We start from the raw sequence: 24825 nt of genomic DNA, 5'->3' as shown, positions 1-24825 counted from the left end.
TATTATGAGACATATATCAAGAAGAGATTTTTTGAAGACAGGAGCTTTAGCTGCAGGTTTAACGATCGTACCAAATTCTGTTTTAGGTAAAACGCATGGGTTTACTTCACCAAGTGATAAATTGAATATTGCTGGAGTTGGTGTCGGGGGAATGGGCCGTGGTAATTTACGGAATATGAGTACAGAGAATATTGTGGCTTTATGTGATGTAGATTGGAGATATGCAGAGAAGACTTTCAATGATTATCCAAAAGCAAAAAAATTTAAAGATTGGCGTGTTATGTTCGATGAGTTCGGAAAATCAATTGATGCGATATTGGTTGCTACTCCAGACCATACACATGCGGGAGTTACTGCTCATGCTATTACATTAGGGAAGCATTGTTATACTCAAAAACCTTTAACCCATTCTGTTTATGAATCTCGTTTACTAGCAAAACTCGCTAAAAAATATAAAGTAGCGACACAAATGGGTAATCAAGGAAATTCTTTTGATTGGTGTCGTCAAATAACAGAGTGGATTCAATCCGGTGTTATTGGGGAAGTATATGAAGTTCATTGTTGGACAGATCGTCCAATTTGGCCTCAAGGATTGATGCAACCTAGCGATAATCCGAAATGCCCGAAGACTCTTGATTGGGATTTGTTTATTGGACCGGCGCAAAAAAGACCATATAATCCAGTTTATACACCTTGGAATTGGCGGGGATGGTGGGACTTTGGAACGGGTGCTTTAGGAGATATGGCTTGCCATATTATGGACCCACTTTATTGGGCACTTGATTTGAAGTATCCGATAAGTGTGATAGGTAGTTCAACCTTGAGTAATTTATATTCGCCACCTCATGCACAAATTGTAACTTATACGTTCCCGGCTCGTCCCCCAAAAGGAAACACAAAAATGCCAGAGGTTAAGGTATATTGGTATGATGGAGGTTTAATGCCTCCTCGTCCGGAGGAATTAAAAGATGGACAAATGATGGGAGATGAAAATGGTGGTATTATTTTTATTGGGACAAAAGGGAAAATCATGACTGGCTGTTATGGAATGAATCCAACTTTATTGCCCGTATCTGATATGGAACATTTTAACCAGCCTAAGCCTTCAATACCAAGAGTTAAAGGAGGTAATGGCAATATTTGGTCTACGAATGCCCATGAGCAAGATTGGATTCGTGCTTGTAAAGAATCTCCAGAAAACCGAGTAGAATCATCTTCAAATTTCCAATTCTCCGGACCTTTTAATGAAATGGTAGTAATGGGAGTTCTTGCGGTACGTCTTTCTGGTCTTCATGGGCTACATAGAGAATTGTTATGGGATGGAGAGAATATGAAATTTACCAATATATCTCCTACTGACACAATTAAGATTGTAACAGTTGATGATTTTAAAGTTGTTGATGGTGATCCTCGTTTTGATCGTCGTTTTGCGGACTTTAATGCTCTTGATGTTGCGAATGAGTGGATTAAGCATACTTATAATAATGGGTTTAGTTTACCCAGTATGCCATTCTGAGAACATAGAAAGGTCGTGAACTTCTGTTGGATGTCATTTAGTTAAAGAGTATCTGTAGTAGATAGAGGTTATTTCTTTTCAAGAGGAAATAACCTCTTCTTATTTTTTTATTTTATATTTGTTCGGTCAATATGTGCTAGAGGAGATGGATGTAGAACGGATATACCTAGAACGATTACGAAGCGGTTCATACAGAGACTTTACGAAACTGTATGAATCATACGCTTCACGTCTATATGCGTTCGCATTGCACTTGACTCATTCTGATGCTCTTGCAAAAGATATTGTACAAGAGACATTTATCAAAGTGTGGGTGCGGAGAGAACAAATTGATTTAGATATGTCTTTCAGTGCTTTCCTATTTACGATGGCCAAGAACCAATTATTGAATGAGTTTCGTAGGCAGGCAAATAGTCCGCTTTTTTTGGAAGATGTTGTACTGAATGAGTCTGGAGATGGAGAGGAAACAGCGATTGAACGTAAATTATCTTTTGAGGAATTTAACCATAGACTGGAAATAGCGAAACAAAAGTTGACACCTCGCCAACGAGAACTGTTTGAGTTAAATAAGGAACAAGGTATAACTATAACAGAAATAGCGGCTAAAGCCTTAATTTCAGAACAATCTGTGCGTAACCAGTTATCGCAAGCCTTACGTGTTTTAAGAAAGGAGCTCGGTAAGTATGCTTTGTTGTTCTCTCTTTTCTTTATCGGATAAATAAAATTGAAAAATAATATTCTTATGTTTTATAACATCTAAAAAGGCATGTTATAAATTAACGGCTCATGTGTATACCTTATAAAAAGGATATTATGCAGGAATCACATACATATTATTTGCTCTCAAAGTACATGGATCATACGATCTCTACGGAAGAGTTGAAAACACTACGGCTTTTGGTTAATTTGTCTGATGATGATGAATTATCGCTGTCATTGTCTCATTTATGGGAAAATGGGCGACCCTTTGAAGAGGTTGATGAGAGAATCATACGAGATATGTTCAGTGAGATTCAAAATCGAACGAGAAAAGAACGATTCGTTATGGTGTTTAGGAAACTGGCTCGTATCGCCGCAATACTATTAATACCTTTATTAAGTATATTGTCTGGTTATTTATATTTCAATCCAGTCGATCAGAAGGGTAGCATTGGCAATTTAGTGGTTCATGCCGATAGAGGGGAAAGATCGGGGGTGACTTTACCGGATGGAACACAAGTAAAACTAAATGCGGAATCGAGCTTAAGTTACACTCACGATTTCGGTCGAGAGCTTCGACAGGTCAATTTAGAGGGAGAGGCCTATTTTGAGGTGACTCGGAATGAGGATAAACCTTTCGTGGTACATACTGAATATCTGGATATAGAAGTGTTGGGCACAAGTTTTAATGTGTATTCGTATGAGCGGGAGAATGTCATGGAAATGGCCTTGATATCGGGACGGATCAAGATACAGACTTGTTCAGACCCTTCTCGTGTCGTTTATCTAAAACCAAATGAAAAAGCATTGTTCAATAAAGAATCGGGTATTATAACCGTGGAGAAAACAGATAATCGATTTGAAACGGCGTGGTTAAGAGGAGACCTCGTTTTTCGATCAACGAAATTAAGTGATGTCTTGGCCAAACTAGAGCGTAGATATGGCGTGAATATCCATTTGAATGATTTTTCTTTAGCGAATGACTTATTTACCGGAAATTTTGATAGTGAATATATCGTAGAGGTAATGGACCTTTTAGAGAGGCATTATGACTTTACATATGATATACGAGGAGATGATATCTTTATACATCCTTGAGCGAGTGAAAATAAAATGTATAACCTTAAATCAGTTCTTATGCGACAAGATTCTTCATAATAAAAACGGAACCGAAAAATGGTCGAGATTTTCCGGTTCCCCAATTAATACTCCATTTACGAGAATGGCGATCAAGCCATAAAACGGATTGTATCAATTTAAAAAAATAATATATGTTCAAAAGTAGAAAAAATCAATGTAGCTATATAATTTTTTTGGCTCTATTTCTGTTTTTTAATCCTATTTTGGTATTAGCTCAGACAGGAAGTGTCACTCTTTCCATGAAGAATGCTACATTAAAGCAATTTTTTGAGGCTGTAGAGAAGCAAACCACATATATATTCTCTTATCGGGATGCTATAGTGGAAGGAAAGAAAGAGGTAACTTTAAACGTGACGAATCAGCCGATTCAGCGTTTGTTGGATGACGTATTGCATCAAAGGGACTTGCAATATACGATGACAGGCCATTCAATTGTCGTAACTTTAAAGACTGCCGGTAATGTAAAGCTGATATCTGGTACTGTCGTGGATAGTAACGGTGAACCGATTATCGGAGCGAATGTTGTTGAGAAAGGGACTACGAATGGAACGGTAACGGATATTTCGGGAAATTTCTCATTAAATATAAATGATAGCGGTATTTTACAGGTCTCGTATATTGGGTTTAATACTCAAGATGTAGCTGTGAACGGAAAATCAAGTTTAATGATAAACTTGAAGGAAGATACTCAAAAACTGGATGAGGTAGTCGTTGTTGGTTATGGCGTGCAGAAGAAGTCGAATGTAACGGGATCTGTGGCTTCTATTAAGACGGATGATTTTAATGATTTAAATATGGATGTGTCGCATGTTATTCAAGGCCGTGTGGCAGGTGTCAATGTTTCCAATGGGAATATTATCATTCGTGGAGCGGCTTCTATCAATGGCGCAGATCCGTTGTGGATCGTGGATGGAGTGCCGGGTAGCGCTCCTAATTTTAATGATATAGAATCTATCGAGATCTTGAAGGATGCGGCTTCGACTGCTATTTATGGTGCCCGGGGAGCAGGAGGTGTGATCCTTGTTACCACTAAAAAGGGAAAGATAGGGAAACTTTCTATTAATGCGAGAGTAAACTTTGGAATAGAGACTCCGATCGATTTGCCGGATATGCTGCATACCGTAGACTTTATTGACCGGAAATTGGCGGCAGGCTTCCCTAATAATCCCAATTCCGGCTGGGATAATCCCGCTTCGCTACCAGATACAGACTGGGAAGATCTGGTTTGGCGTAATGCTTTTAGGCAAAACTATTTTTTACAGATGACGGGTGGTAATGAGAAAACTACATTTAATATGTCTGCGGAGTTCTACAAGAATCAGTTTATCGAACGTTATTCATTTGAGGATGCGGGTAATTTCCGTGTGGCTAGCCAGACAAATATAAGTAAACGCGTGAAATTTTCCGAGATCCTGACTGTTGGTTTTAATAATACGGATCCCCATTTGTATGGGCAGACGAATAATGATTATGTTTATTACCGCCAAGTTCCTACGATGGTGCCTTATGATAATACCAACGAAGCTGGTGGAGGTTGGGGAAAACATCCGGCAGGTGGTTACTACGAGGGACCTAATCATGTGGCTACACTAATGTCTCATCATGAGAATGAACGTAGGTTTTGGGCCCGGGCAAATGCGATTTTGGATTGGGAGATTATCAATGATTTAAAATTCCAAGCGAATTTCTCTGCCAATTTTGACTCCCATGCGAATAATTTGTTCTTAGAGTCATGGAATTTGGGATCTTTATCTCAACAGGATTATTACTCGAAAGATTATGGCTCCGGTTATGATTTACGTATGTTATATACATTGACCTATGACCATACTTTTGGGGAGAAACACTATGTAAAAGGTATGGTTGGCTACGAGGCTTATCGGGCGACGGCTTCTTCGGCAGGTGGTTGGAAAAACGGCTTTTTGGTTCAGCCTTCGGATGATATTAGTTTAGGTACGGGAGATAAAGATGTATCCGGAACGAAAACGGAAGGTCGTAGTTTATCCCAGTTCGCTCGTGTAAACTATGCTTATGATGACAGGTATTTGCTAGAGGCTAGTATTCGTCGGGATGGTTATGATAACTTTGGTCCAGAGAATCGGTTTGGTGTGTTTCCTTCTGCTTCTGTCGGTTGGAATGTGGGAAAAGAGAGCTTCGTAAAGGATAATATAACATGGATGTCTCAGTTGAAATTGAGAGGAAGTTATGGTAAAATTGGTAACAATACAATTCCTCAATTCTTGTATGAACCTTCTTTTACGAATAATTATCTATATTATTCATATGATGGGCAAAATACGCAGAGAGGATTCTGGTATTCAAATGTTGCGAATGCTACGATTAAATGGGAAGACGTGGCCCAATGGAATATAGGTGTTGACGCAAGTTTTCTGGATAATCGCTTGAATACGACAATCGAGTATTATGATAAGAAAACTTCCGATATGTTATATTCAGTAGGTGTGCCACCTTCTGCCGGACCTTCTTCGGAACCATTTAGCGAGACTTCTTCTTATCGGGCTAATATCGGAAAGATAAGCAATAGAGGTTTCGAATGGATGGTTCAATGGAGGGATTCCTATAAAGATTTCAGGTATGACGTGGCTTTTACGTTGTCTACCAACAAGAACAAAGTGGTAAAGTTAAGTGACCAAGTGAATCCGATCATTTGGGCTGGAAGCGATGCGGCTTTGAATAGTTCTATTTATCGTACGGAAAATGGACAACCGATGGGACAGATGTATGGATATGTCGTGGATGGTATTATTCAAGACCAAGCGGAAATCGATGCCTTAAACGCTCAATCTCCGGATGGATTGTACCAACAAGCAGGTACGGCTCCGGGTGATTTGAAATATAAGGATTTAAATGGAGACGGAAAGGTGACGAATGAGGATAAGACATATATCGGTAATCCTTGGCCGGATTTGATGTATGGATTGAATATAAATTTGTCATGGAAAGGCTTTGATTTAAGTATGGGCTGGTTAGGAAACGCAGGTGTTGATGTCTTTAATAGCGCTAAGCTTTATGAAAGAAGTTTCTATGGCGACTATAATACGACTTATAAGGTATATGAGGCGTGGAGTCCGACGAACCGGGCTACTTCACATCCTCGAGTAACGAAAGAGGACCCGAATGGAAACTTCAAGAATGTCTCCTCTTATTTTGTGGAGGATGGTTCTTTCTTTAAATTGAAGAATTTACATTTCGGCTATAATTTACCGAAATCAATACTTTCTCATTTGAAGATAGAAGGTTTGAAGTTTTATATTAATTGCGATAATTTATTTATTATCACAAAGTTTCAAGGAGATCCTGAATTGGGTGGTGGATATTTGGAACGAAATATGTATTCTGTGAAACGGGCTCCATCCACCCGCACCATTATGGGCGGTTTAAGTTTAACCCTCTAAATTAATAGGAAGATGAAGAAATTAGTTATATTATTAGCTGCTGCGTTAACTTTTAATAGTTGTTCGGATAGTTTTCTGGATTTATCAAATCCCAGTGCGTTATCTCCAAGTGTCTACCCTAAATCTATGGCGGATATGGAGACTATCGTAACATCAGTTTATGCAAATATGGTCGCTGTGCCTTTGTATGGAAAGAGGGTTATGGCGAAAGGGACATTCTGTGTGGATCATACGGTAGATATGGCTTGGACTGGTGACGCCAACTGGAACCAGTTGGCGACCAATCAAGTGACTTCTGATAATGCTTACATTGGGACGTTATGGATTGGTTATTATAAAATGATTTCTTGTGCGAATACCGTATTGGAGCAATTGGAAAGAATCGACAAGGAGAAGTTTACAGATGCGGATTTAGTAAGGCTTTCGCAGATGAAGGGAGAAGCTTTGTTTTGGAGAGGTTGGGCACACCAACAGTTAGTAGCGTTTTTTGGAGAGGGATATCCTTGCAACGGGGAGGGCGATAGAAAAGGTGTACCAGTTCGTTTACAGGTAGCATCGACTCCGGATATGCTAAATATAGAACGTAGCACGGTGGCCGAGGTTTACGATCAGATCTTGAAAGATTATGAGGCAGCCAAACTTTTGCTACCTGCTGTATGGGAAGAGCGGGCGGACTATCCACGTCCAACCTCTGTTGCCGTTACTAGTTACATCGGGCAAGCGAATTTGTATATGGGTAATTATGATGCGGCAAAGAAAGCGTTGAAAGAGGTTATTGATTCTTCCGGAAAAGAATTGCTCCCTTTCAATGAATATGCGAAGATGTTTAATGAGGATCAGGAGAAATTTAATAGAGAATCGATCTTAGAGATTAATTTCCGTAATGGGGATACTTCCGGATATTTTTGGTATGGAGAAGGTTCTCAATATGGATTGATCGCTGCCTTATGTTTCCAGAACGCAAGTGGAGATGTTGAGGCGGCCGGTTGGGGTAATATTTTCTTTCATGATGCGAATATTAAACGTTTTAATGGAGATCCTCGTTTGGATATCGCCGCTTTGCGTCCGGGAACTCCTGTTATTATGAATGGACAGCAGACGCAGGTTCTGAAATATAAGGATACGGAGGCTGACATTCAAGGTTGGAGCATGCGAAAATACAATCCGTTGAAAAGTACGGTGAATGAGTTGAATTTAGGGGTTGGTATTAATATGTATTTGATGCGTTTGGCGGATGTATATTTGATGTATGCGGAAGCTTGTCAGGCTACGGGAGATGAGGTAAATGCCCGGAACTATATGAATCTGGTAAGAAGAAGAGCTTATAATGGAGATAGTTCCCATGATATAACGGCTAGTGGAGAAGCTTTGAGAGATGCGATTCGGGAGGAACGTTTCATGGAGTTCTGCGGTGAGGGCGTACAACATTGGCAAGATGTTTGCCGCTGGAAGGTCTTGGATGAGGAGATTAGCCGTTGGTATGGAAAGACACGTGTTGGTAATCCGCATTATGATGCGAAAGATTTGTATTTCCCGATACCCAAGGTTGAAATGGAGAATAATCCGAATATGACACAAAGCATAGGTTACGAGAACGAGTAGATATAACTTGTTGAAAAGTTCATCAAAGAAAAGGAATAGGATGGTTCTCTTGGGATCGCTAATCCTATTCTTTTTTTATTCCTTTATGATCATATTAAATCTTATTGAATAATGAAGATGATAGATGTGTCGAAAGTAAGAGTCTTTCGGGTGTGTCTCTTTGTATTGTTTATGCTCTTTATGCGGATAGGTTGGGCCTCAAATGATGATAGCACCTATAATATCGTGGATTTTGGAGCTAAAGGAGATGGAATAACAGACAATACCCAGTTCATCAACAGGACAATAGAAGATTGTTCCTTGAGAGGGGGAGGAACGGTTATCATTCCGGAGGGAACGTTTTTGACAGGAAGTATTCTGCTGAAAAGTAAAGTAAACTTATTCTTAGAAAGTAATGCCGTAGTGAAAGGCATAAATAATTTGGAAAAGTACCGTTCTATATCCGATCTTAATCAAGATGAGGCTTATTATAAAGTAAAACCCCGGAATTGGAACAAGGCATTGCTTTTAGGAGATCAAGTTGAAGATGTGTCAATTACAGGAGAGGGGGTAATCGATGGTGCCCATATTCAAGATAAAAAAGGTGAAGAAGGGATGAGAGGCCCTCATATTCTCTTTTTGTCGAGATCGAAAGGGATTAAGATATCGGGAGTTAAACTACGAAGAGCGTCGAACTATGCTTTTATGAGTTATGATATTGAAAGGGCTTCTTTCGATAATCTTTTAGTGGAGGAAGGATGGGATGGGATTCATATTCGTGGCGGAAAAGATATCCGTATCCGAAATTGCCGTTTTAATACGGGTGATGATGCTGTTGCGGGTGGGCTATGGAAGAATGTGGTAATAGAGAATTGTTATATGAACTCATCGTGCAATGGGATAAGGTTGATAATGCCGGCTACTGGTTTAAAGATCGTTGATTGTGAATTTAGAGGTCCGGGAAAATATCCACATCGGACTTCCGGTGAGCAAAAACGTAGGAATATGCTTTCTGGTATATTGCTCCAACCGGGCGCATGGTTTCCAGCGTTTGGGGAAGTAAAGGATATATTGATATCTAGCTGTTCTTTTGATCAATTGGATAATCCGTTTCTAGTCACATTGAATGAGGGGAACCGGGGAGAGCGGATCTGTTTGGAGCATATAAGAGGTACACGTTTAATGAAAGCGGCCGCCTCGGTAGAGAGTTGGGGAGATAGTAGTTTGAAAGATGTCCGGCTTTCGGATGTTTCCTTATCGTATGTTGGAAATAAAGGTCAAGAAATAGTAGGACGTACTCCCTCGAAGCCATTGACAGATTATCGTGCGCTCCCTTGCTGGGGGCTTTACCTTCATAATTTAGATCGAGTGATTTTACGGAATGTTCGATTAGTTTGTGAGAGTGGGAAAGTTAGCCCAGCCTCATGCTTCGATAATGTGGGGTCCGTGGAGATTTATAATGTAAGTTTTTAATCTTAAAAAGAATTAGTATGCGAAAATATCTTTTGTTTTGTCTAGCTTTTTGTGTATTGGGTTGTTTGGCTCAAGATTTGATCGTCCGTCCGAACGATCCTATTATTTATAAGAAAGAGGGCGGTGCCTTTTTATGGCTGGGGGATACGGCTTGGGAGTTATTTCATGTATTGGATAAGGAGGAGATCGTTCATTATCTGGATAACCGGCAAGAAAAGGGCTTTACGGTAATACAGGCTGTTATCTTATCTGAACTGGATGGTTTGGATAAACCGAATGTGTACGGATATTTGCCCTTGGTTGATAAGAATCCTACCCAAATCACGGAAGGATACTTTGAGTTGGTGGATTTCGTGATTCGAGAGGCTGGAAAACGAGGACTGTATATTGGGCTTTTACCTACTTGGGCGAGTAATGTGGTAGAGAAAGACGGAAATCCGGCTTTGCTTAACCCAGATAATGCGTATACGTACGGGAAAATACTGGGAACCCGGTATAAAAACGAAGCTGTAATATGGATTCTTGGTGGCGATAGAAATGTAGTTACAGATAAGGAGTTTGAAATCTGGCAGTCTATGGCGAAAGGAATTCAAGAAGGAAATGGAGGAACACAACTAATGTCCTATCATCCGACAGGAGAGATTTCCTCGCATTATTGGTTCCACAATGAGTCTTGGCTATCATTCAATATTCTCCAAAGCGGACATTACCGCCGGATGGATCCGGTATATCGTTTTTCGGGTATGTATGCTCAATTGAGTCCGATTAAACCGTTTGTAAATGCGGAACCTTCATACGAGGACATACCGGTTCGTTTCTGGGAATATTTTGATTATGCTAAATTCGGGAAGAAAAAGGAGGACATAATAGGTGATAACGGGTTGATTAAGGATACGACTTATTTTACGGATGGAATTTACGATGACTATGATATTCGTATGCAGGCTTATTGGACTTATTTGTCTGGAGCTGCCGGATATACATATGGGAATAACGCTATTTGGCAAATGTATAAGCCCGGAGGTAAATATCATGTACCATGCCTCACGTTTTGGGATGGTGCGTTGGATAGGCCGGGAGCCGAATGTATGCGCTATGTAAAGTCTTTGTTTACGATGTATCCGTTAGATCGTTTCCGTCCGGATCTATCCGTTTTGTTTGGAATTAATTACAATGACGCAAGTTATATCACTCCAGTTTTAGCAAAAGATAAGACTTTTATTTTAGTTTATTTGAGTCAAGGGCAGGATGTAAGAATACAAATGAGTAAATTGCGATCTTTTGGTAAAGCTTATTGGTTCAATCCGAGGAATGGGGCGAGAACTTTGATCGGAGCGGTCGAGAATAAGGGAATTCGTACATTCAATGCGCCCGGAGAAGCGGGAGAGAGGGGAAATGATTGGATCTTAATTTTGGAGGCGGATGATAGGTAGACGATGTATAAATTTTAAATAATAAAAGTCATTATGAAGAAGATCAATGTTTTACTGTTAGCCTTTTTGCTGTTAAGTTTTTGGGCGAATGCCCAGCAGTATCCTTTTAACGGGTTGGATATGAATATGGGAAACCTTTCTCGTTTGTCGAATGCGCAGAGTCGTTCGATCAGTCCGGAGAATTTTACGGGGGAGAAAGGGAAAGGAGCGATGGCTGATCCCGTGAGAGATAAGGATGTCCGGAATAAGGCGAATGCAACTGGCCCAGCGAAAGATTTGGGGAAAGGCTGGAAAGTAAATCCTTTTATTATCGTGAAACCGGGGGAGACAGTTACTATCGCGGAGATTGATGGCCCGGGGGCTATCCAGCAGATATGGATGACTCCCACTGGCAACTGGCGATTCTCGATACTCCGTATGTATTGGGACGACGAGAAAGAGCCTTCGGTTGAATGTCCGGTCGGGGATTTCTTCGCCAGTGCTTTTAATGAGTATGCCCAACTTTCCTCGTTGGCGGTCTGTGTAAATCCCGGGAGCGCTTTCAATTGCTACTGGAAGATGCCGTTCCGTAAGAAAGCACGCATAACGTTGGAGAATATTAATAATGCGGAAGAGATGCGTTTGTATTACCAGATTAATTATACCTTGACGGAAGTGCCGGAGGATGAGGGATATTTCCATGCGCAGTTCCGCCGTTCCAACCCGACACAAGGCTCTATCCATACGTTGGTGGATGGAATCAAGGGAAAGGGACAATATGTCGGAACTTATTTAGCTTGGCGTGTCAATGATAACTGTTGGTGGGGTGAAGGAGAGATCAAGTTCTATATGGATGGCGACAAGGAATACCCGACAATCTGTGGAACAGGTACGGAGGATTATTTCTGCGGTTCGTATAACTTCGAGAATCAGAAAACACATCAATACCAAGAATTCACCACTCCTTATGCGGGAATGCACCAAGTGATCCGTCCGGATGGCCTATATCGGGCTGTTACGGCGTTCGGCTTGTATCGCTGGCATATCTTGGACCCGGTTCGTTTTGAAAAGGATCTGAAGGTTACAATTCAAGATTTGGGTTGGCGGCACGACGGTAGGTATAATAATCAAAAGTCGGATATCTCATCGACTACTTTCTGGTATCAGGTGGAACCACACGCTAAATTCCCGGCATTGCCCAGTAAGGATGATTTGGAGATTCCGAGATGGTAAATGGCCTGTGGTAAAATGTTAAATGTTATTTCCGATTAAACCTTTCCTTTTTATCGATGTCTATTCTTTCGAAGCGCTTCATAAACAGGTAATTTATAATAAAAGTAATAAGTAGTAGTTTATGAAAAAGGTAATAGGATTGTGTTTGGTTGTATTGTTGAGTTCTACTTCTGTGTTCGCTCGTGAGAACAGGCGTATGGACAAGCGTAAGATGGATCCGTCCGCACGTTGCGAGAAGATGATCGCCGACTTGAAGTTAGATGAGAAACAAGCGGTGGAGTTCCGTAAACTTCAAAAAGAGTATATGGAAAAGGCTCAGAAAGAACGTGAGGCGATGAAGGCTGAGCGTGAGAAGCAACGGGAAAAGATGTTGGCCATGCGTGAGGATAAGAACGCCCAGATGAAAAAGATATTGACGGAGGAACAATACAAACAATATCTGGAGAAACAGCAGCCTAAAGGGAATAAACATGGCAGAAAACATCTAGGTAACGGACGTAGATAAAGAAGTCTATAGATAGATAAAATGGCCGGGGTAGCGATTATCCCGGCCATTTTAGTTCTAATCGGCTGCTTCAACCACATACCAAGTATATCCGTTGGCGGGGATTTTAACCGTAAGCTCCACCGTATAGTCCCGGTTCAGTTTGTAGGTGACAGGCTTTTGCTCTTTTTCCCGGATGCGGGCTGTTTGTGTCAGGCCGGTATAATAGAGTGGGATATGGATCGTACGGGTGATCTCTTGATGGGTCGGATTGAAGAACATGGCTAGACCTTTCTCCTTCTTGTGGGGATTGACGTGTATGAACCCGTCCCAGTCTCGTGCGTCCGGTCGGCGTAAATGGATCATATCGCTGTTGAGTATATCGCGGTATTTCTTATACCATTGAATGACCTCGGTTACGGCCGCTTGGGTCTCCGGGGTATCATACAGACGTGGGCCTCGATAGCAAGCTTGGACACCAGCTCCGTAATTTTGCATCATATGTGTTTTGTATTCGAACAAGTGTTCGTGGAGGGGCTCCAAGGTAGCGGCCTCTCCTCCTCCTTGATACTCCACGAGAGGAACAAAGCTCCAGCATGCCGAAGCCATCCGATCCCATGTACCATCATAATTCAATTGGCGGGCATGGATGATCTGCCGATCCCGGGGAAGCGACCAGTTGGCTTCACGGTAACCAATGCCTGTCTTGGTAGACCCGTTCAAGAAATAGAAATCGGGAACATTGATATAAATGCCATTCTCGCACATCCAACGATAGAGATCGGTTATCTTATGGAACTGATTCCATTGGGAATCTTCCAGCCCTTTATGATAGGTATGGTGGGTAGATGCACATACGTCGCCGGGATAGGAGCCGTCGTGCTCGAAGCAACGCATGCCCGTATGCTCGAAGAAGGTTCGTATATGATGGAAATACTCATATCCCCAATCGCTGCAAAGGCAGGGAGCGCTACCGAAGCGCATCCCCCCTCGTTTACCTGTCTTGGGATTGATAACATCTACCTCGTCGCTGATCCAACGGCTTGATAAGAGGGAGTAACACCCTAACTCTACACCTTTGTTGCGGGCGTAATCCACCAAAGATTTATATTTGGCGATATTTTCTTCTGAGATATCCTCGGCGTTCAATCCGGATCCAAAGCTGATGATAACCATCTCGTATCCAACGGTAGCGCATTGATCGATAGCGGTACGAATAACATCCGGATCGGAAGAGGTAAGGTGCATGAAGATCGGATTCTCCGTAGCCCATGGAGCTACCGTATAATGTAAGCGTCGTTTAAACAAACCCTTCCGTTCCCGATCATCGCTGTCGAACGGCATCTCGTATACGCTAAAGGATTTGAATTTCTGGCCCGCCGCTAGGGTATAATCAGGACCTAGCTTGGGGGATACATTTAATATACAGGGCGTTAGCAAAGGATAATTGCGTTGGGAGGTATATTCCGGATCGGCCACCCATTTCTCCGTGATATCGGTTTCCCGCTCGGTAAACTCTCCGCCACAAGCATAATCGCTTTCTACATGTATGTTCGGGAGCCTGAATTTAGAGGGATCTCCACCGCCGGGCGACTCCGGTTCGGCGAATGCCAGATATTCCAATTGAAAGGCATCGATATCTATGGACTGCGGGGTATTGTTGGTAACCTCCATACTTTTCCGGATAACCGGGATGTGATCGTATAAGTCGTAATGGAGTTCTACGGTGACACCTTCTGTTTCTTTCTCTCCTTTCAATACGAAAGTCAGTCTTTTCCCTGTGGGTACGTTCTTATTCAGTGCCCAGCGGCTTCTGGCCCATTTGATATCTTCCTGTAGCTCTTCTATGCGGAAATCCTCAATGAGAAAAGAACCGGGGCGAGTAGTCATCTGGTCGACCCATTCCATTTGGAAGTATCCGCGCTCGGGCTGGCCGGCCAGCCCGCCAAGTTCCCAACGTTTCCCGTCAATCGTCAAACTACCTTCGCTACTTACGGCACGAAGCATACTTTCTCCGGTCATCCGGTTAAAGATATCGAGAGTGGAAAGATTGGGTAAGACACGGAACATACGCGCTACCATTCCGTTTGACAATAAGATGCTTTTGCCATCTGGAGTCGCATATATGCCGGCTTTTGATCGTGAGGGTTGTAAAAGCCAGTCGAAAGAGGTGTTTTCCAAAGGAAGCCCTTGTTGGGGTAATTGCTTGATTTTATCAAGTAATTTCTTCTCCGTACCGGATGATACTTCCGGCCCTTTCCCTTGATAGCTCGTGAAGACGATCGAGGGGATGATCTCCATATACTCTATTTGGGGCGTGATCCATAAGGCATGATCTCCGCTAGGTCCATCGTCGGTAGGCTCTACAATAAGATCCAATATCTTTATGCCATTTAGGGGGATATCGATTGTTTTCGGGGCATCGCCAAATTTGACGATACCGCTGTTATAAAGCTCCTTGTCATCTCCTTTCAAGATAAATAAGGCCGAGCCCGGATGTACTTTTCCGTCTTTACCTTCTAAACCAACAAATGTCTTGGCGTTTTTTCGGGTATCGAAATACATTTTCGTTCCGTCAACAAAAGGGATAACCGTGAGGCTTTTATCCGTATAATCGATATGTGAGTCGGCGATCCCGACCTGCGCTTGAAAGCGTGACGCATTCTTGTGTAAATCGATCTTGATATGACTTTTGGCTTGTACCCCGATCACGTCATCATACGTTTTTCCTTGTATAGAGGCGGGCTCGTTGGTAACTGATTTCCCTTTGACGGCGCCACCGTAAGTTTGGTAGGATTTATTTAGGTCCATGTCCATAAGCCGGATCTCGTTCTGCCCCATGGCGTAGAGGCCGGCAAATCCCGAAAGGATAGCTGTAAAGATAAGTTTATTCATAAAATCCAGTGATAAAAGAGGGTGTTATCAATGATAAAAATAAGGTGCTTCAAAAAGACTTCTTTTGAAACACCTTATTTGGTTTATAATCTAGTTTCGTTCTATTATAATGTCGTAAGTTTTAAATTTCGCCAAAGAACCTTGATGCCTCCACCGTCGTGAATCTGAAGGGCGATGCGGCCTTTGCCGGCTCCGATCTTCTCGTCATTCAAGTTTACCATTTCCTGTCCGTTCAGCCAAGTCTGTACGTTGTCGCCTTGTACCTTGATACGCATCGTGTTCCAATCGCCTTCTTTCAAGATATTCTCTTTCTCATCCGGAATCTGAACCAACCAGCCACGTCCGTACGACTCATAGATACCACCTGTATCGTGACCCTTCGGAGCTACTTCTACCTGCCAGCCGTTTACTTTCACGCCTTCCTCCACGAAAGAGCGGATGAATACGCCGGAGTTTCCGTCAGCCTCTTGCTTGAACTCTACGGTCAGATCGAAATCATCGTAATAATCACGGGTAGCGAGATAACCGTATTGTTTGTCGGGACCGCTTTCGCAAACCAATAAGCCGTCTTTTACGTACCATTTCTCCGTACCGTATGGTTCCCATCCCGTCAAATCCACGCCGTTGAACAAGTTCACTTCCTTACCGGTCTTACGAGGAAGTTCCTTGATCTTCAAGTTACGGAAAGATGCGGGATAACCATGATCTTGCAAACAAAGCACACCTTTTTTCGCCAATCCGTATTCCGGTGCGTTGGCCCATTTACCGCTATTTTTCTTAGCGTGCCAATCGTCTGTCCATGCCTCGAACTCTAGGATCTTTTGTCCGTTCAACCAATGTTCCACATGTCCATTATCGAATACGATCTTGGAGTTGTTCCATTCGCCTTGCGGATTCACCTTCATCTTGGATTTATCCGGCAAATGCATTGCGTAATCCACACCTAATTTCTGCCACTCTTCCAATGGGTCCGGGAAGTTCGGCTCGTCGATCAATTGATACTCCGGCCCCGTTACGTAAGGAACAGCGAATTGGGGACGCTCTACCACATGGTACAACATACCGCTATTGCCACCCTTGGACAATTTCCAGTCCCAAGAAAGCTCGAAGTTCTCATACTCTTTATCGGTTACGATGTAGCCACTAGCGTCGCTGCCATCTCCTTTGGCTTGTATACAACCATCCACTACATGCCAAGGCTGTGTCAATGTAGTCCCGTTGTAATCTTTCCAGCCATCCAATGTCTTTCCTTCAAAAAGCAGAACCCATCCGTCAGCGATTTCCTCAGGAGTAAGTGTGTTTTGTTCTTGACTGGCACAAGAGGAAAACAAGGCCAGCGATACCGCACAAGAGGCTAACAAGCTTGTGGCGGCTGTTTTTTTCATTACAGATTCCATGTAAATAAAGAATTTAGGTTGATAAATTGTAACTGAATGGCAAATTTACGTAAATATCTTTGATATCTCTCTCTGTTGGAGGAAAAACGCTTCTCTCCCTAGGAAATACTTCTCCAAGAGCCTATATATTCTTTGTCGAATAAGCTCTATTTCTTAATTTGGCGGCACTGAATTTATATTCACAGCCGCTGAATATACAAATGCCGCCGCTGATTGTAAAATAGTGGCGATAATTTAAGAATAGAATAGGTACCGATCAGGCTTACCTATAGGTACGCATAAGTTTTATTCTGGCACAATCAACTTTTATATGTTTTTGTGGAAAAGAATCTGGATAATACTTGTTTAATCGAAGAATAATATAGATATTGCATGCATCTAATAAAGACTGAAATACCCTGCAAACCATATGATAACAATAGGCACCTTAAAACTAGATTTAGTTGCGGATCGGGAACCTTTCGTTCATGATTTATATGGTCGTTGGGATACCTTTAACCGAACCTCTTTAGAAGGGATCGTGGATGAGATTTTAAGCCGTTATGATACGGAAGATGAGTTGATCCGGATCGAGAGTTTAGACTTGGATCTAGGTGAGCTAGAAGAAGATGAATTCTATGAGCAATTCCCCCGTAGACTGGCGGAGAGACTGGACGAGACTTTCGCTTCTTATTTGCGAAGTAAGGAAGAGCATCCCGACCGAATAGCAGTTGTTCCCATCAGGCAATCTTGGCTGGAAGTATTTACCTATTATATGTCGCACGGGTATTGGCCTTGGCTGGAAGAGGAGCGACTCACCTTACCGGAGCTTCTGGATAAATTAGTACGAACATCTTCGATAGAATTAAGTCATTTCCTGCGTGAGAAGGGAAAGGCGCTTACCATTCGTAAACGTCTGGTCTTTCAATTGGATGATATCTATCAAGAACGTTTGGTACATGTGGTGGTACCCTCGGAAAGCTCGTTTATAAACGCTTATGCCCGTTTCTTGCAAGACTCTTATCCCGAGATGAAGCGTCCGGAGATAGGGAAGAATGATTACAGAAACGCCATCTGGATAATCCTATGGGGATATTTATTATCTCAGGATCAAGGCTATTTCAACCGGAAACAAATGGTGACGTACACGCTGCGGGAATTATCCGGCTATTATTCCATTTCTTTTGTGGATTTACTGGGGATGCTGACGTATGATTTAGATAAGTTCGCCTCTACCCGCTTGTTCATGCCCGAGTTATTGTCGCTCTTGAAGGATATCCGGCTAGAGACATTATCGGAAAAGGAATTCACTAAAAATCTCTCTCTTTTTTCTCTGGAAGAATTGAAGGCTTTGCTCGTGCGGCGGGAGAAGAGCTTGACTTTCTTATCCGGGTATAATGAGGAACAGATTTACCAGATCGTGGAACAGGTGATCCCTGCGGAGAGTCCGTTTGTCATCGACTATGCGAGAGCGTTGGATAAGGAGAAGGAATTGGGTATGCTCGAAGGGAAAGCCGGGAATGATTTCAGGATACTGAAATGGGTGTTTATCTTCGAGGTTATTCTCGGTAGGGGGGGAAGCGTATTTTCCCGCCATCAGTTCGCCTTCTCCGTGTTAAAGGAATTGGCGGCGCATTACAATCTGACGGTAATGGAGTTATTGGGATATTTTTACCGTACCTTGGCAAGTGGGCTGCTAACGGCTTATCCAGCCGTTCGGGAATTGATCATTGCTTTGTACTTGAATGCTCTCGATGATTCTCCTGCCGATATATCCGTTTATTACCCGGAAGATTTGAAAGATCGGTTGTCTAATTCCGGTTTGTGCCGTCGCTTTATCCGTTCCTTGCGCGAGGAGCAAATCTATTCGGTGGTTAGGCAAATCGTTCCGGTGGAAAGCCATTTCATTATCCGGTATGCGCAGACGCTGGATAAGGGGAAAGAGCAAGGGCGTTTGGAAGGAAGGGTGGGCGACGAGTTCCGGCTGTTGAAATGGGAATTTATCTTTCTGGTGCTGTTTAGCGCACCATTGTCCGCTTTTAGCCGGAAACAATTCGTACGTTCGGTGTTGGGACAGTTCTCTGCCCATTATAATATCACGGTGCGGGAGCTGATCTCCTATTTCCATGAGGGAACACATGGGGAACATCCATGGGTCCCGGAAGAGTTACGTGAGATAATAGATCTGCTGTACGAGGATATGGATAAGGAATCTCCCGAGCCTTTATTCTCTGTTTGGTTGAATGAGGAGAGGAAAGCCTATCGGTTCGGGCAATTTATAATCACGGGCCGTGCCGATGAACCGCTGGGCGATCTATTCGAGTACGTGAGGGACTTGGAGAAGACGAACCCGAAAGTCTTACTGGACCAATTACGGCAATTGAAGGATATTCCTTCATCCGGAATAAGGGTGGAAGAACCGATAGAGGCCGCTCGTATCTTCGCTTCCTTATTACTGCTTGTCATCCGTGAATACGGTCTGGCTTTTCCGAATCAGGTATCCTTGATCCAATACCTTACGAATGTAAAAGAGAATCGTACATTTGGAGATGCCGCTCGGTTGCGCTTATTATTACATGAGTGTATGTTGGAGAATATGGATGCGTTTACACGTACCATGGATGCTTTACTGGGCACGAAACCGGGGAAAGCGCCCGAGCTTCCCATCCGTACTGCTTTTCCCGCTATCTATCCGTCCAATTCCAAAAAAATGGAATTATTGGAGGAATTATATACAGGGGCGACTCCCGCTTTGCGTTTACTTGTCGAGGAGGTAATCCGCTTGTTTCGTCTCAATAACTTCGGGTTGGAAGAGAACGTTTGGTTGGGGTGGTTACAGGCTCTTTCCGGCAACGTTTACCGGAATTACTCCAAAGATGGATTGTTGTTCCTCTTTTGGCAGCATTTGAGGGAGTCTGTGTCAGAGGAGGAATTACATAAGATAGAGACTTTTATATGTCGACATACAACTAATTTATCTGAATTGTCAGTTTTTATATATCAACTTAAAAATAATATGGATATGGATGTTTTGAATGGCCAGTTAGAAGATCATGGCGTGTCTATTAACAATGCGGGCTTGACGATCATAGCCGTCTATCTGCCAATACTTTTTCATAGGTTAGGCTACTTGAGTGATGACAGACGTGGCTTTAAATCGAGAGAATGCCAAGTGAAGGCCATTTTTGCGTCTCAACGTTTTGTAACGGATGAGAAGGAAATCCCGGAGCCAGAATTATTCTTAAACAAAGTCTTGACGGGCTATGATAGTCCGGAACCGCTTCCTCGCTCGTGTGATTTAGCTGAGAATGAATTAGAGATGATAGAGCAATTGAAGAAAGCGGTACTTATGAATTGGGATAAGATGAGGAATACGAGCTGGGAAGGTCTTCAAAGTACTTTTATCCGGAGAAAGGGAGTGTTAAAGATGGAGAAGAATAATTGGACGCTAACGGTCGAGGAGAGAGCTTTTGACGTCTTATTAGATTCGATTACTTGGAACTTCAGGTTCATTAAAACTCCATGGATGGAAAAAATACTTAGAGTAAAGTGGCGGTAAATAACATTAAAAGATAACATTATGAATGCGGATCGGATACAGATTCAAGAAGGACCTTCGCGGGTCTTTCAAAACCGTAAAGGTGAATCAACACAATTGATGGAAGATAACCGGGTACAATCTGCCTTGCAGGCTAAAATGGTGGAAACTATGCAACGTGACGCAATGGATGAGGATGATTTGCTGCAAGGTAAGTTCGCCGTTCAGCGGGATGTGGAAGATGAGGATGAGCTTCTTCAAGGAAAATTTGTGGCCCAACGGCAAACGAAGAACCAGACAGGGATTCCGGATCATGTAATCCAAGGCATGGAGTCTTCCTTCGGGACGGATTTCTCCTCGGTACGTGTACATCCGGATTCATCGAAAGCGCCGGAGGTTGGGGCTTTGGCATATACGCAAGGTACGGATATCCATTTCGCCCCGGGACAATTCAAACCGGATACGTCTGCCGGACAGCAGCTATTGGGACATGAGTTGACACACGTCATCCAGCAAGCCGAGGGACGTGTGCAGCCTACTACCGAGGTAGGTGGAATGGCCGTTAACGATGATTTATCCTTGGAACACGAGGCGGATGTGATGGGCGCTAAAGCTGCTTCTGTCTTATGAACGAGTGGATCGATTGGTTCCAGCGGGTATTGGATGTCTCTATTCGTTTGTATTTCCGGCAGGAGTGCGATTTATCTTCCGTCTATGATATCCCACTCCCGAAGGCAGGACCGCTTTGGAAGGCGTTGTTGCCGGAACAGGTTGATCCTACTTTCGATGAGTGGATGGTGTTGATGTTGGCCTTAATGCCTCATCTTTCTCCGCAGGTGTTGGATATTTTCTTTGTGCATAATAAGAATTTTGACCGTCCTTATACGGAATTTGGCGGTTGGAAAGGACTATCGCACGGAGGATTCTTGCCAACGGGCGAGACGGCCGTTTTCCTGTTGGCGGGCGATCGTGTGGAACGCCGTCTGGAAGTGGTTCGTCTATTTCGTGAGGAGCATTGGTTCCATATGTATCACGTTGTTGGCTTGGAAGGAGCCGGGAATGGTGAACCGTTCTTGAGCGGACAACTGCGTATATCGGAGGATTTCTTGTACCGTTTATCTTTTGAGGGAGAATATAAGCCGGACTATAATATGGGTTTTCCGGCCAAACGGATTAGTACGGCTTTGAATTGGGAAGATGCCGTATTGCCTTATTATGTGCGTGAGGAGTTGGAGGAGATAAATAATTGGATTACGGGTCATCGGGTCATCCTTTCGGACTGGGGATTGAGTCGTTTTTTGAAGGCCGGTTACCGCACTTTGTTTTATGGCCCGCCGGGAACGGGTAAGACGCTTTGCGCGACCTTGATCGGCAAGAAGAACGGGATGGATGTATATCGTATCGATCTTTCCATGATTGTCTCCAAATATATCGGCGAGACTGAAAAGAACCTTGCGAATGTATTCGACCAAGCGGAAAACCGGAATTGGATTCTCTTTTTCGATGAGGCGGATGCCTTATTCGGTAAACGAACCTCGACGAACACTTCTAATGATCGCCATTCGAATCAAGAGATCGCTTATTTGCTGCAACGGATCGAGGATTTCCCGGGAACCGTTGTTTTGGCCACAAACTTAAAGAGTAATATTGATGAAGCTTTCTCCCGTCGTTTCCAGTCTATTATCTATTTCCCGATGCCGGATCAAGACTTACGTGAGGAATTATGGCGTAGAATGCTTCCCTCTTCTTGGCTACCTGCGGATGCGGACAAAATGATCCGTATGGCAGCTACTTATGAGTTATCGGGTGGCTCCATTTCGAATGTGATCAGGCGTTGTGCCCTTCGGTTGCTAAAGCAAGACACCCCCCGGCTAGATTCCGATATCTTATCTATGGCGATCCGCCGGGAATTGAATAAAGAGGGCCGGTGGTGATTTAAGGCAACGGCTCTCTTTCCCGGTGCCCGATCGGTACGATGATTAAGAGAAAAAAGAAGAGTGGGAGCGCCAACAGTATCATTTGGGTCCATATGTCGAAAGTTTCCCGCGAGGATACGATATTGGTGATTAGGTATAAAACCAATACGATCTCGGATATGAATACCAGTAATAGAGGCAAGACATATCGCTTATAATGTTGTGCCAACATGTAGAACTTACTGGATGTCATATACAGGGTGATTAGGATTAATAGTATGAGAAATAGGAATATATCACCCAATACGAAATAAATAAGCATCGGGTTGGAGAATTCCGTATTTGCCAGTTGCGCCAGATCATCGGAGCAACTGGTGAGTTGCTCGCCTTGCGGAAAAGGATTTAGCAAATAGAATAAAGAGTTGAAAAGATTATCTAGTAAGGATACCTCGCATTCTTCCTCATACATGACCATCTTGAGTACTGGTTCTTGCTTATTCTCTCGATTTTCGCAAGTAGTTACAGGAACGCCCATTTCATCGTAATCGACAAAACAAAGGCGGTCTACCAATTGGTATTTCAATAGAATGGATAGATAACCGATATGCTTTTTCTCCTTGATAGGGAATATGACATTTAAATCGTAGTTTCTATATATTTTATTACCCTCCACGCAAAAGGAATCAATTACGAAACTGGTGGACTTCACGAATTGTACAAGCTCTCTCCGGTTCTCCAGCTTAAAATCGAAATCAGGGAAGTAAAGAGTCAATCCGTTGAGTTTCCGGAGAGACGGGTTTCGGTTGATCGTACCGGTACCCTTTGTGAATAAGTTATTTAAAAGAGCCATCTGGGATTCTTTCGATCTTAAGAAATCATTCGTCGCTTTTGAGTTTCGGAATAGGACTAGTAAATCGACGGGTGTATCCGAATAAACGGGCATATCTATCAAGCACTCCTGTTGTTGCCAGTCGCTTACTTGGCTAGGTTGCCTGCTTTCTGTATCCACTACATACCCTAGATATTCCATTCGGCTGAATTTCCGGATAAGGTTTGCCGGTAATTGCTCATATACGGATTGCAGCCAATACGGTACGATCGGAAAAGCTCGTTGGTTGTATTGGCTTAGACGTTCGGATAGGCGTTCGGTTTCCGATGATGCGCCATCTACCTTGAATACGGGAATACTGCAATTTCCCTTTTTCTTTTGTGCGGCGATCTCTTCTTTGCTACGTTTATCGAAATAACAGAAGAACGTACGAACCGTGTAGGGGCGCAGTTCACGCACGGATAGCAACCAGTTCTTTACGGCCTGCGTGTAAGTGGTGTCGTAGACGAATGGGATGAAGCCGGTTTCCCTGTATCCGATGGCGTCTTCTTCCCAGGGCGTAATGTTGAGAGCGATGGAAAGAGGGGCTTCCTTGATGAAAAACTCAATCGTTCCGCTTCCTCTGATAGAAGGATTCTCGTCCGGGTTGTCCAGAACACCTGTAACATCTTCTGTCCATACGGGACAAATGATATAGCCTTGTTTATCGGAGTTGAGCAACGATTGCATATTATCCAGATCTCCGGTTTTACCTTTGAAGAAATACATATTCTCGACGGTAGGGGGAGGCAAGATCTTTTCCGGTTCTCTTTTATTGAAATAATACCACAAAGCTTGCGTTACTTTGACTGGGCCAAGCTTTTCATCGAAGAAGCGGCAGAGAGGATCCGCATTGGCTTTATTCTTGGATGCGGTTAATAACTCGTTTCCGAACAGCCAAGGTGTATATGCGCATTGCTCTACATGATCGGGTAATAAGGAACTTGGGGACTGTAAATAACCCAAACGTGAGATCGCTTGGGTTGCGTCCGGGTTTGTTACGAAAGTGAAAGCATTCCCCAATTCAGCGGGATAAACGATATAACCGCATTGTTCCGTTAAGATACGCTGGGTGATCGAGTCCATAAGAGTCTGGTAAGAGACGATCGGGGTACGAATCTCTTCCAGTTCTAACTCGTTCCGCTCTCCTAAACTCCGGAAATAATCCAATCGCTCCGAGAGACTTCTTTGGGCGTTAACGGCTTGTGCCATGATTACATGAAGCAATAAGCCCAATAAAATGCCGTGGTAGGTAGTTCGATATCTGGTTGACATAAG

General features: G+C 43.1%; 15 protein-coding genes. 12 read left to right on the top strand and 3 right to left on the bottom strand.

Annotated features, from left to right (window positions below):
- Nucleotides 1-4 precede the first annotated feature (4 nt).
- From DW205_RS11885 to DW205_RS11845, 9 genes are all read left to right on the top strand, one after another.
- A complete protein-coding gene (locus DW205_RS11885) occupies nucleotides 5-1516 on the top strand; it encodes a Gfo/Idh/MocA family oxidoreductase (protein ID WP_005866994.1) in 1512 nt (503 codons plus the stop codon).
- Between the two features lie 145 nt (nucleotides 1517-1661).
- The gene (locus tag DW205_RS11880; RefSeq protein WP_005867001.1) at nucleotides 1662-2234 is read left to right on the top strand and encodes an RNA polymerase sigma factor; all 573 of its coding nucleotides are present in this window, start codon (nucleotides 1662-1664) and stop codon (nucleotides 2232-2234) included.
- A 68-nt stretch (nucleotides 2235-2302) separates the two neighbouring features.
- Nucleotides 2303-3313: a FecR family protein gene (locus DW205_RS11875; protein ID WP_034530525.1), complete on the top strand. Its 1011-nt coding sequence runs from the start codon at nucleotides 2303-2305 to the stop codon at nucleotides 3311-3313.
- Between the two features lie 281 nt (nucleotides 3314-3594).
- Nucleotides 3595-6771, top strand: a complete 3177-nt coding sequence (locus DW205_RS11870) for a TonB-dependent receptor (protein ID WP_229105758.1) — start codon at nucleotides 3595-3597, stop codon at nucleotides 6769-6771.
- Between the two features lie 12 nt (nucleotides 6772-6783).
- Complete coding sequence (locus DW205_RS11865; RefSeq protein ID WP_005867004.1) at nucleotides 6784-8373, top strand: RagB/SusD family nutrient uptake outer membrane protein; 1590 nt, start codon at nucleotides 6784-6786, stop codon at nucleotides 8371-8373.
- A 111-nt stretch (nucleotides 8374-8484) separates the two neighbouring features.
- The gene (locus DW205_RS11860; protein ID WP_005867005.1) at nucleotides 8485-9825 is read left to right on the top strand and encodes a glycoside hydrolase family 28 protein; all 1341 of its coding nucleotides are present in this window, start codon (nucleotides 8485-8487) and stop codon (nucleotides 9823-9825) included.
- Between the two features lie 17 nt (nucleotides 9826-9842).
- Nucleotides 9843-11258, top strand: a complete 1416-nt coding sequence (locus tag DW205_RS11855; protein WP_005867006.1) for a glycoside hydrolase family 140 protein — start codon at nucleotides 9843-9845, stop codon at nucleotides 11256-11258.
- A 33-nt stretch (nucleotides 11259-11291) separates the two neighbouring features.
- Nucleotides 11292-12470 carry a glycoside hydrolase family 172 protein gene (locus DW205_RS11850; protein WP_005867007.1) on the top strand — a complete coding sequence of 393 codons (1179 nt, stop codon included), beginning with the start codon at nucleotides 11292-11294 and terminating at the stop codon, nucleotides 12468-12470.
- Between the two features lie 121 nt (nucleotides 12471-12591).
- Complete coding sequence (locus tag DW205_RS11845) at nucleotides 12592-12975, top strand: hypothetical protein (protein WP_005861419.1); 384 nt, start codon at nucleotides 12592-12594, stop codon at nucleotides 12973-12975.
- Nucleotides 12976-13032: 57 nt separating this feature from the next.
- Here the strand turns inward: DW205_RS11845 and DW205_RS11840 are convergent, their stop codons facing one another.
- Nucleotides 13033-15849 (bottom strand): NPCBM/NEW2 domain-containing protein, encoded by a 2817-nt coding sequence (locus DW205_RS11840; protein ID WP_005867015.1) that lies wholly within the window; start codon nucleotides 15847-15849, stop codon nucleotides 13033-13035.
- Nucleotides 15850-15953: 104 nt separating this feature from the next.
- On the bottom strand, nucleotides 15954-17246 hold the full coding sequence (locus DW205_RS11835) for a DUF1080 domain-containing protein (protein WP_005867016.1): 1293 nt from the start codon (nucleotides 17244-17246) through the stop codon (nucleotides 15954-15956).
- Nucleotides 17247-17655: 409 nt separating this feature from the next.
- On the opposite strand from DW205_RS11835, the gene DW205_RS11830 reads away from it, so the two are divergent.
- From DW205_RS11830 to DW205_RS11820, 3 genes are read left to right on the top strand one after another with little or no spacing between them, the layout of a single operon-like run.
- Nucleotides 17656-20784, top strand: coding sequence for a contractile injection system tape measure protein (locus DW205_RS11830; protein ID WP_005867017.1), 3129 nt, complete (start codon nucleotides 17656-17658; stop codon nucleotides 20782-20784).
- A 21-nt stretch (nucleotides 20785-20805) separates the two neighbouring features.
- On the top strand, nucleotides 20806-21393 hold the full coding sequence (locus DW205_RS11825) for a DUF4157 domain-containing protein (protein ID WP_005867018.1): 588 nt from the start codon (nucleotides 20806-20808) through the stop codon (nucleotides 21391-21393).
- The gene (locus DW205_RS11820; RefSeq protein ID WP_005867019.1) at nucleotides 21390-22697 is read left to right on the top strand and encodes an ATP-binding protein; all 1308 of its coding nucleotides are present in this window, start codon (nucleotides 21390-21392) and stop codon (nucleotides 22695-22697) included. The genes DW205_RS11825 and DW205_RS11820 overlap by 4 nt, the downstream gene beginning before the upstream one ends.
- Nucleotide 22698: 1 nt before the next feature.
- On the opposite strand, the gene DW205_RS11815 is transcribed toward DW205_RS11820, so the two are convergent.
- Complete coding sequence (locus DW205_RS11815; protein WP_005867020.1) at nucleotides 22699-24822, bottom strand: hypothetical protein; 2124 nt, start codon at nucleotides 24820-24822, stop codon at nucleotides 22699-22701.
- Nucleotides 24823-24825: the final 3 nt, after the last annotated feature.

The organism is Parabacteroides sp. AM17-47 (assembly GCF_003434625.1).
Lineage (GTDB): Bacteria > Bacteroidota > Bacteroidia > Bacteroidales > Tannerellaceae > Parabacteroides > Parabacteroides distasonis.
This window is presented reverse-complemented; position numbering and strand designations above follow the sequence as displayed.

What these genes read in the sequence shown, in the direction of transcription:
- DW205_RS11855 (WP_005867006.1), top strand. Translation starts at nt 9,843, where the DNA reads ATGCGAAAATATCTTTTGTTTTGTCTAGCTTTTTGTGTATTGGGTTGT.
- DW205_RS11820 (WP_005867019.1), top strand. Translation starts at nt 21,390, where the DNA reads ATGAACGAGTGGATCGATTGGTTCCAGCGGGTATTGGATGTCTCTATT.
- DW205_RS11880 (WP_005867001.1), top strand. Translation starts at nt 1,662, where the DNA reads ATGGATGTAGAACGGATATACCTAGAACGATTACGAAGCGGTTCATAC.
- DW205_RS11835 (WP_005867016.1), bottom strand. Translation starts at nt 17,246, where the DNA reads ATGGAATCTGTAATGAAAAAAACAGCCGCCACAAGCTTGTTAGCCTCT.
- DW205_RS11850 (WP_005867007.1), top strand. Translation starts at nt 11,292, where the DNA reads ATGAAGAAGATCAATGTTTTACTGTTAGCCTTTTTGCTGTTAAGTTTT.
- DW205_RS11815 (WP_005867020.1), bottom strand. Translation starts at nt 24,822, where the DNA reads ATGTCAACCAGATATCGAACTACCTACCACGGCATTTTATTGGGCTTA.
- DW205_RS11830 (WP_005867017.1), top strand. Translation starts at nt 17,656, where the DNA reads ATGATAACAATAGGCACCTTAAAACTAGATTTAGTTGCGGATCGGGAA.
- DW205_RS11845 (WP_005861419.1), top strand. Translation starts at nt 12,592, where the DNA reads ATGAAAAAGGTAATAGGATTGTGTTTGGTTGTATTGTTGAGTTCTACT.
- DW205_RS11870 (WP_229105758.1), top strand. Translation starts at nt 3,595, where the DNA reads ATGAAGAATGCTACATTAAAGCAATTTTTTGAGGCTGTAGAGAAGCAA.
- DW205_RS11885 (WP_005866994.1), top strand. Translation starts at nt 5, where the DNA reads ATGAGACATATATCAAGAAGAGATTTTTTGAAGACAGGAGCTTTAGCT.
- DW205_RS11860 (WP_005867005.1), top strand. Translation starts at nt 8,485, where the DNA reads ATGAAGATGATAGATGTGTCGAAAGTAAGAGTCTTTCGGGTGTGTCTC.
- DW205_RS11840 (WP_005867015.1), bottom strand. Translation starts at nt 15,849, where the DNA reads ATGAATAAACTTATCTTTACAGCTATCCTTTCGGGATTTGCCGGCCTC.
- DW205_RS11865 (WP_005867004.1), top strand. Translation starts at nt 6,784, where the DNA reads ATGAAGAAATTAGTTATATTATTAGCTGCTGCGTTAACTTTTAATAGT.
- DW205_RS11875 (WP_034530525.1), top strand. Translation starts at nt 2,303, where the DNA reads ATGTGTATACCTTATAAAAAGGATATTATGCAGGAATCACATACATAT.
- DW205_RS11825 (WP_005867018.1), top strand. Translation starts at nt 20,806, where the DNA reads ATGAATGCGGATCGGATACAGATTCAAGAAGGACCTTCGCGGGTCTTT.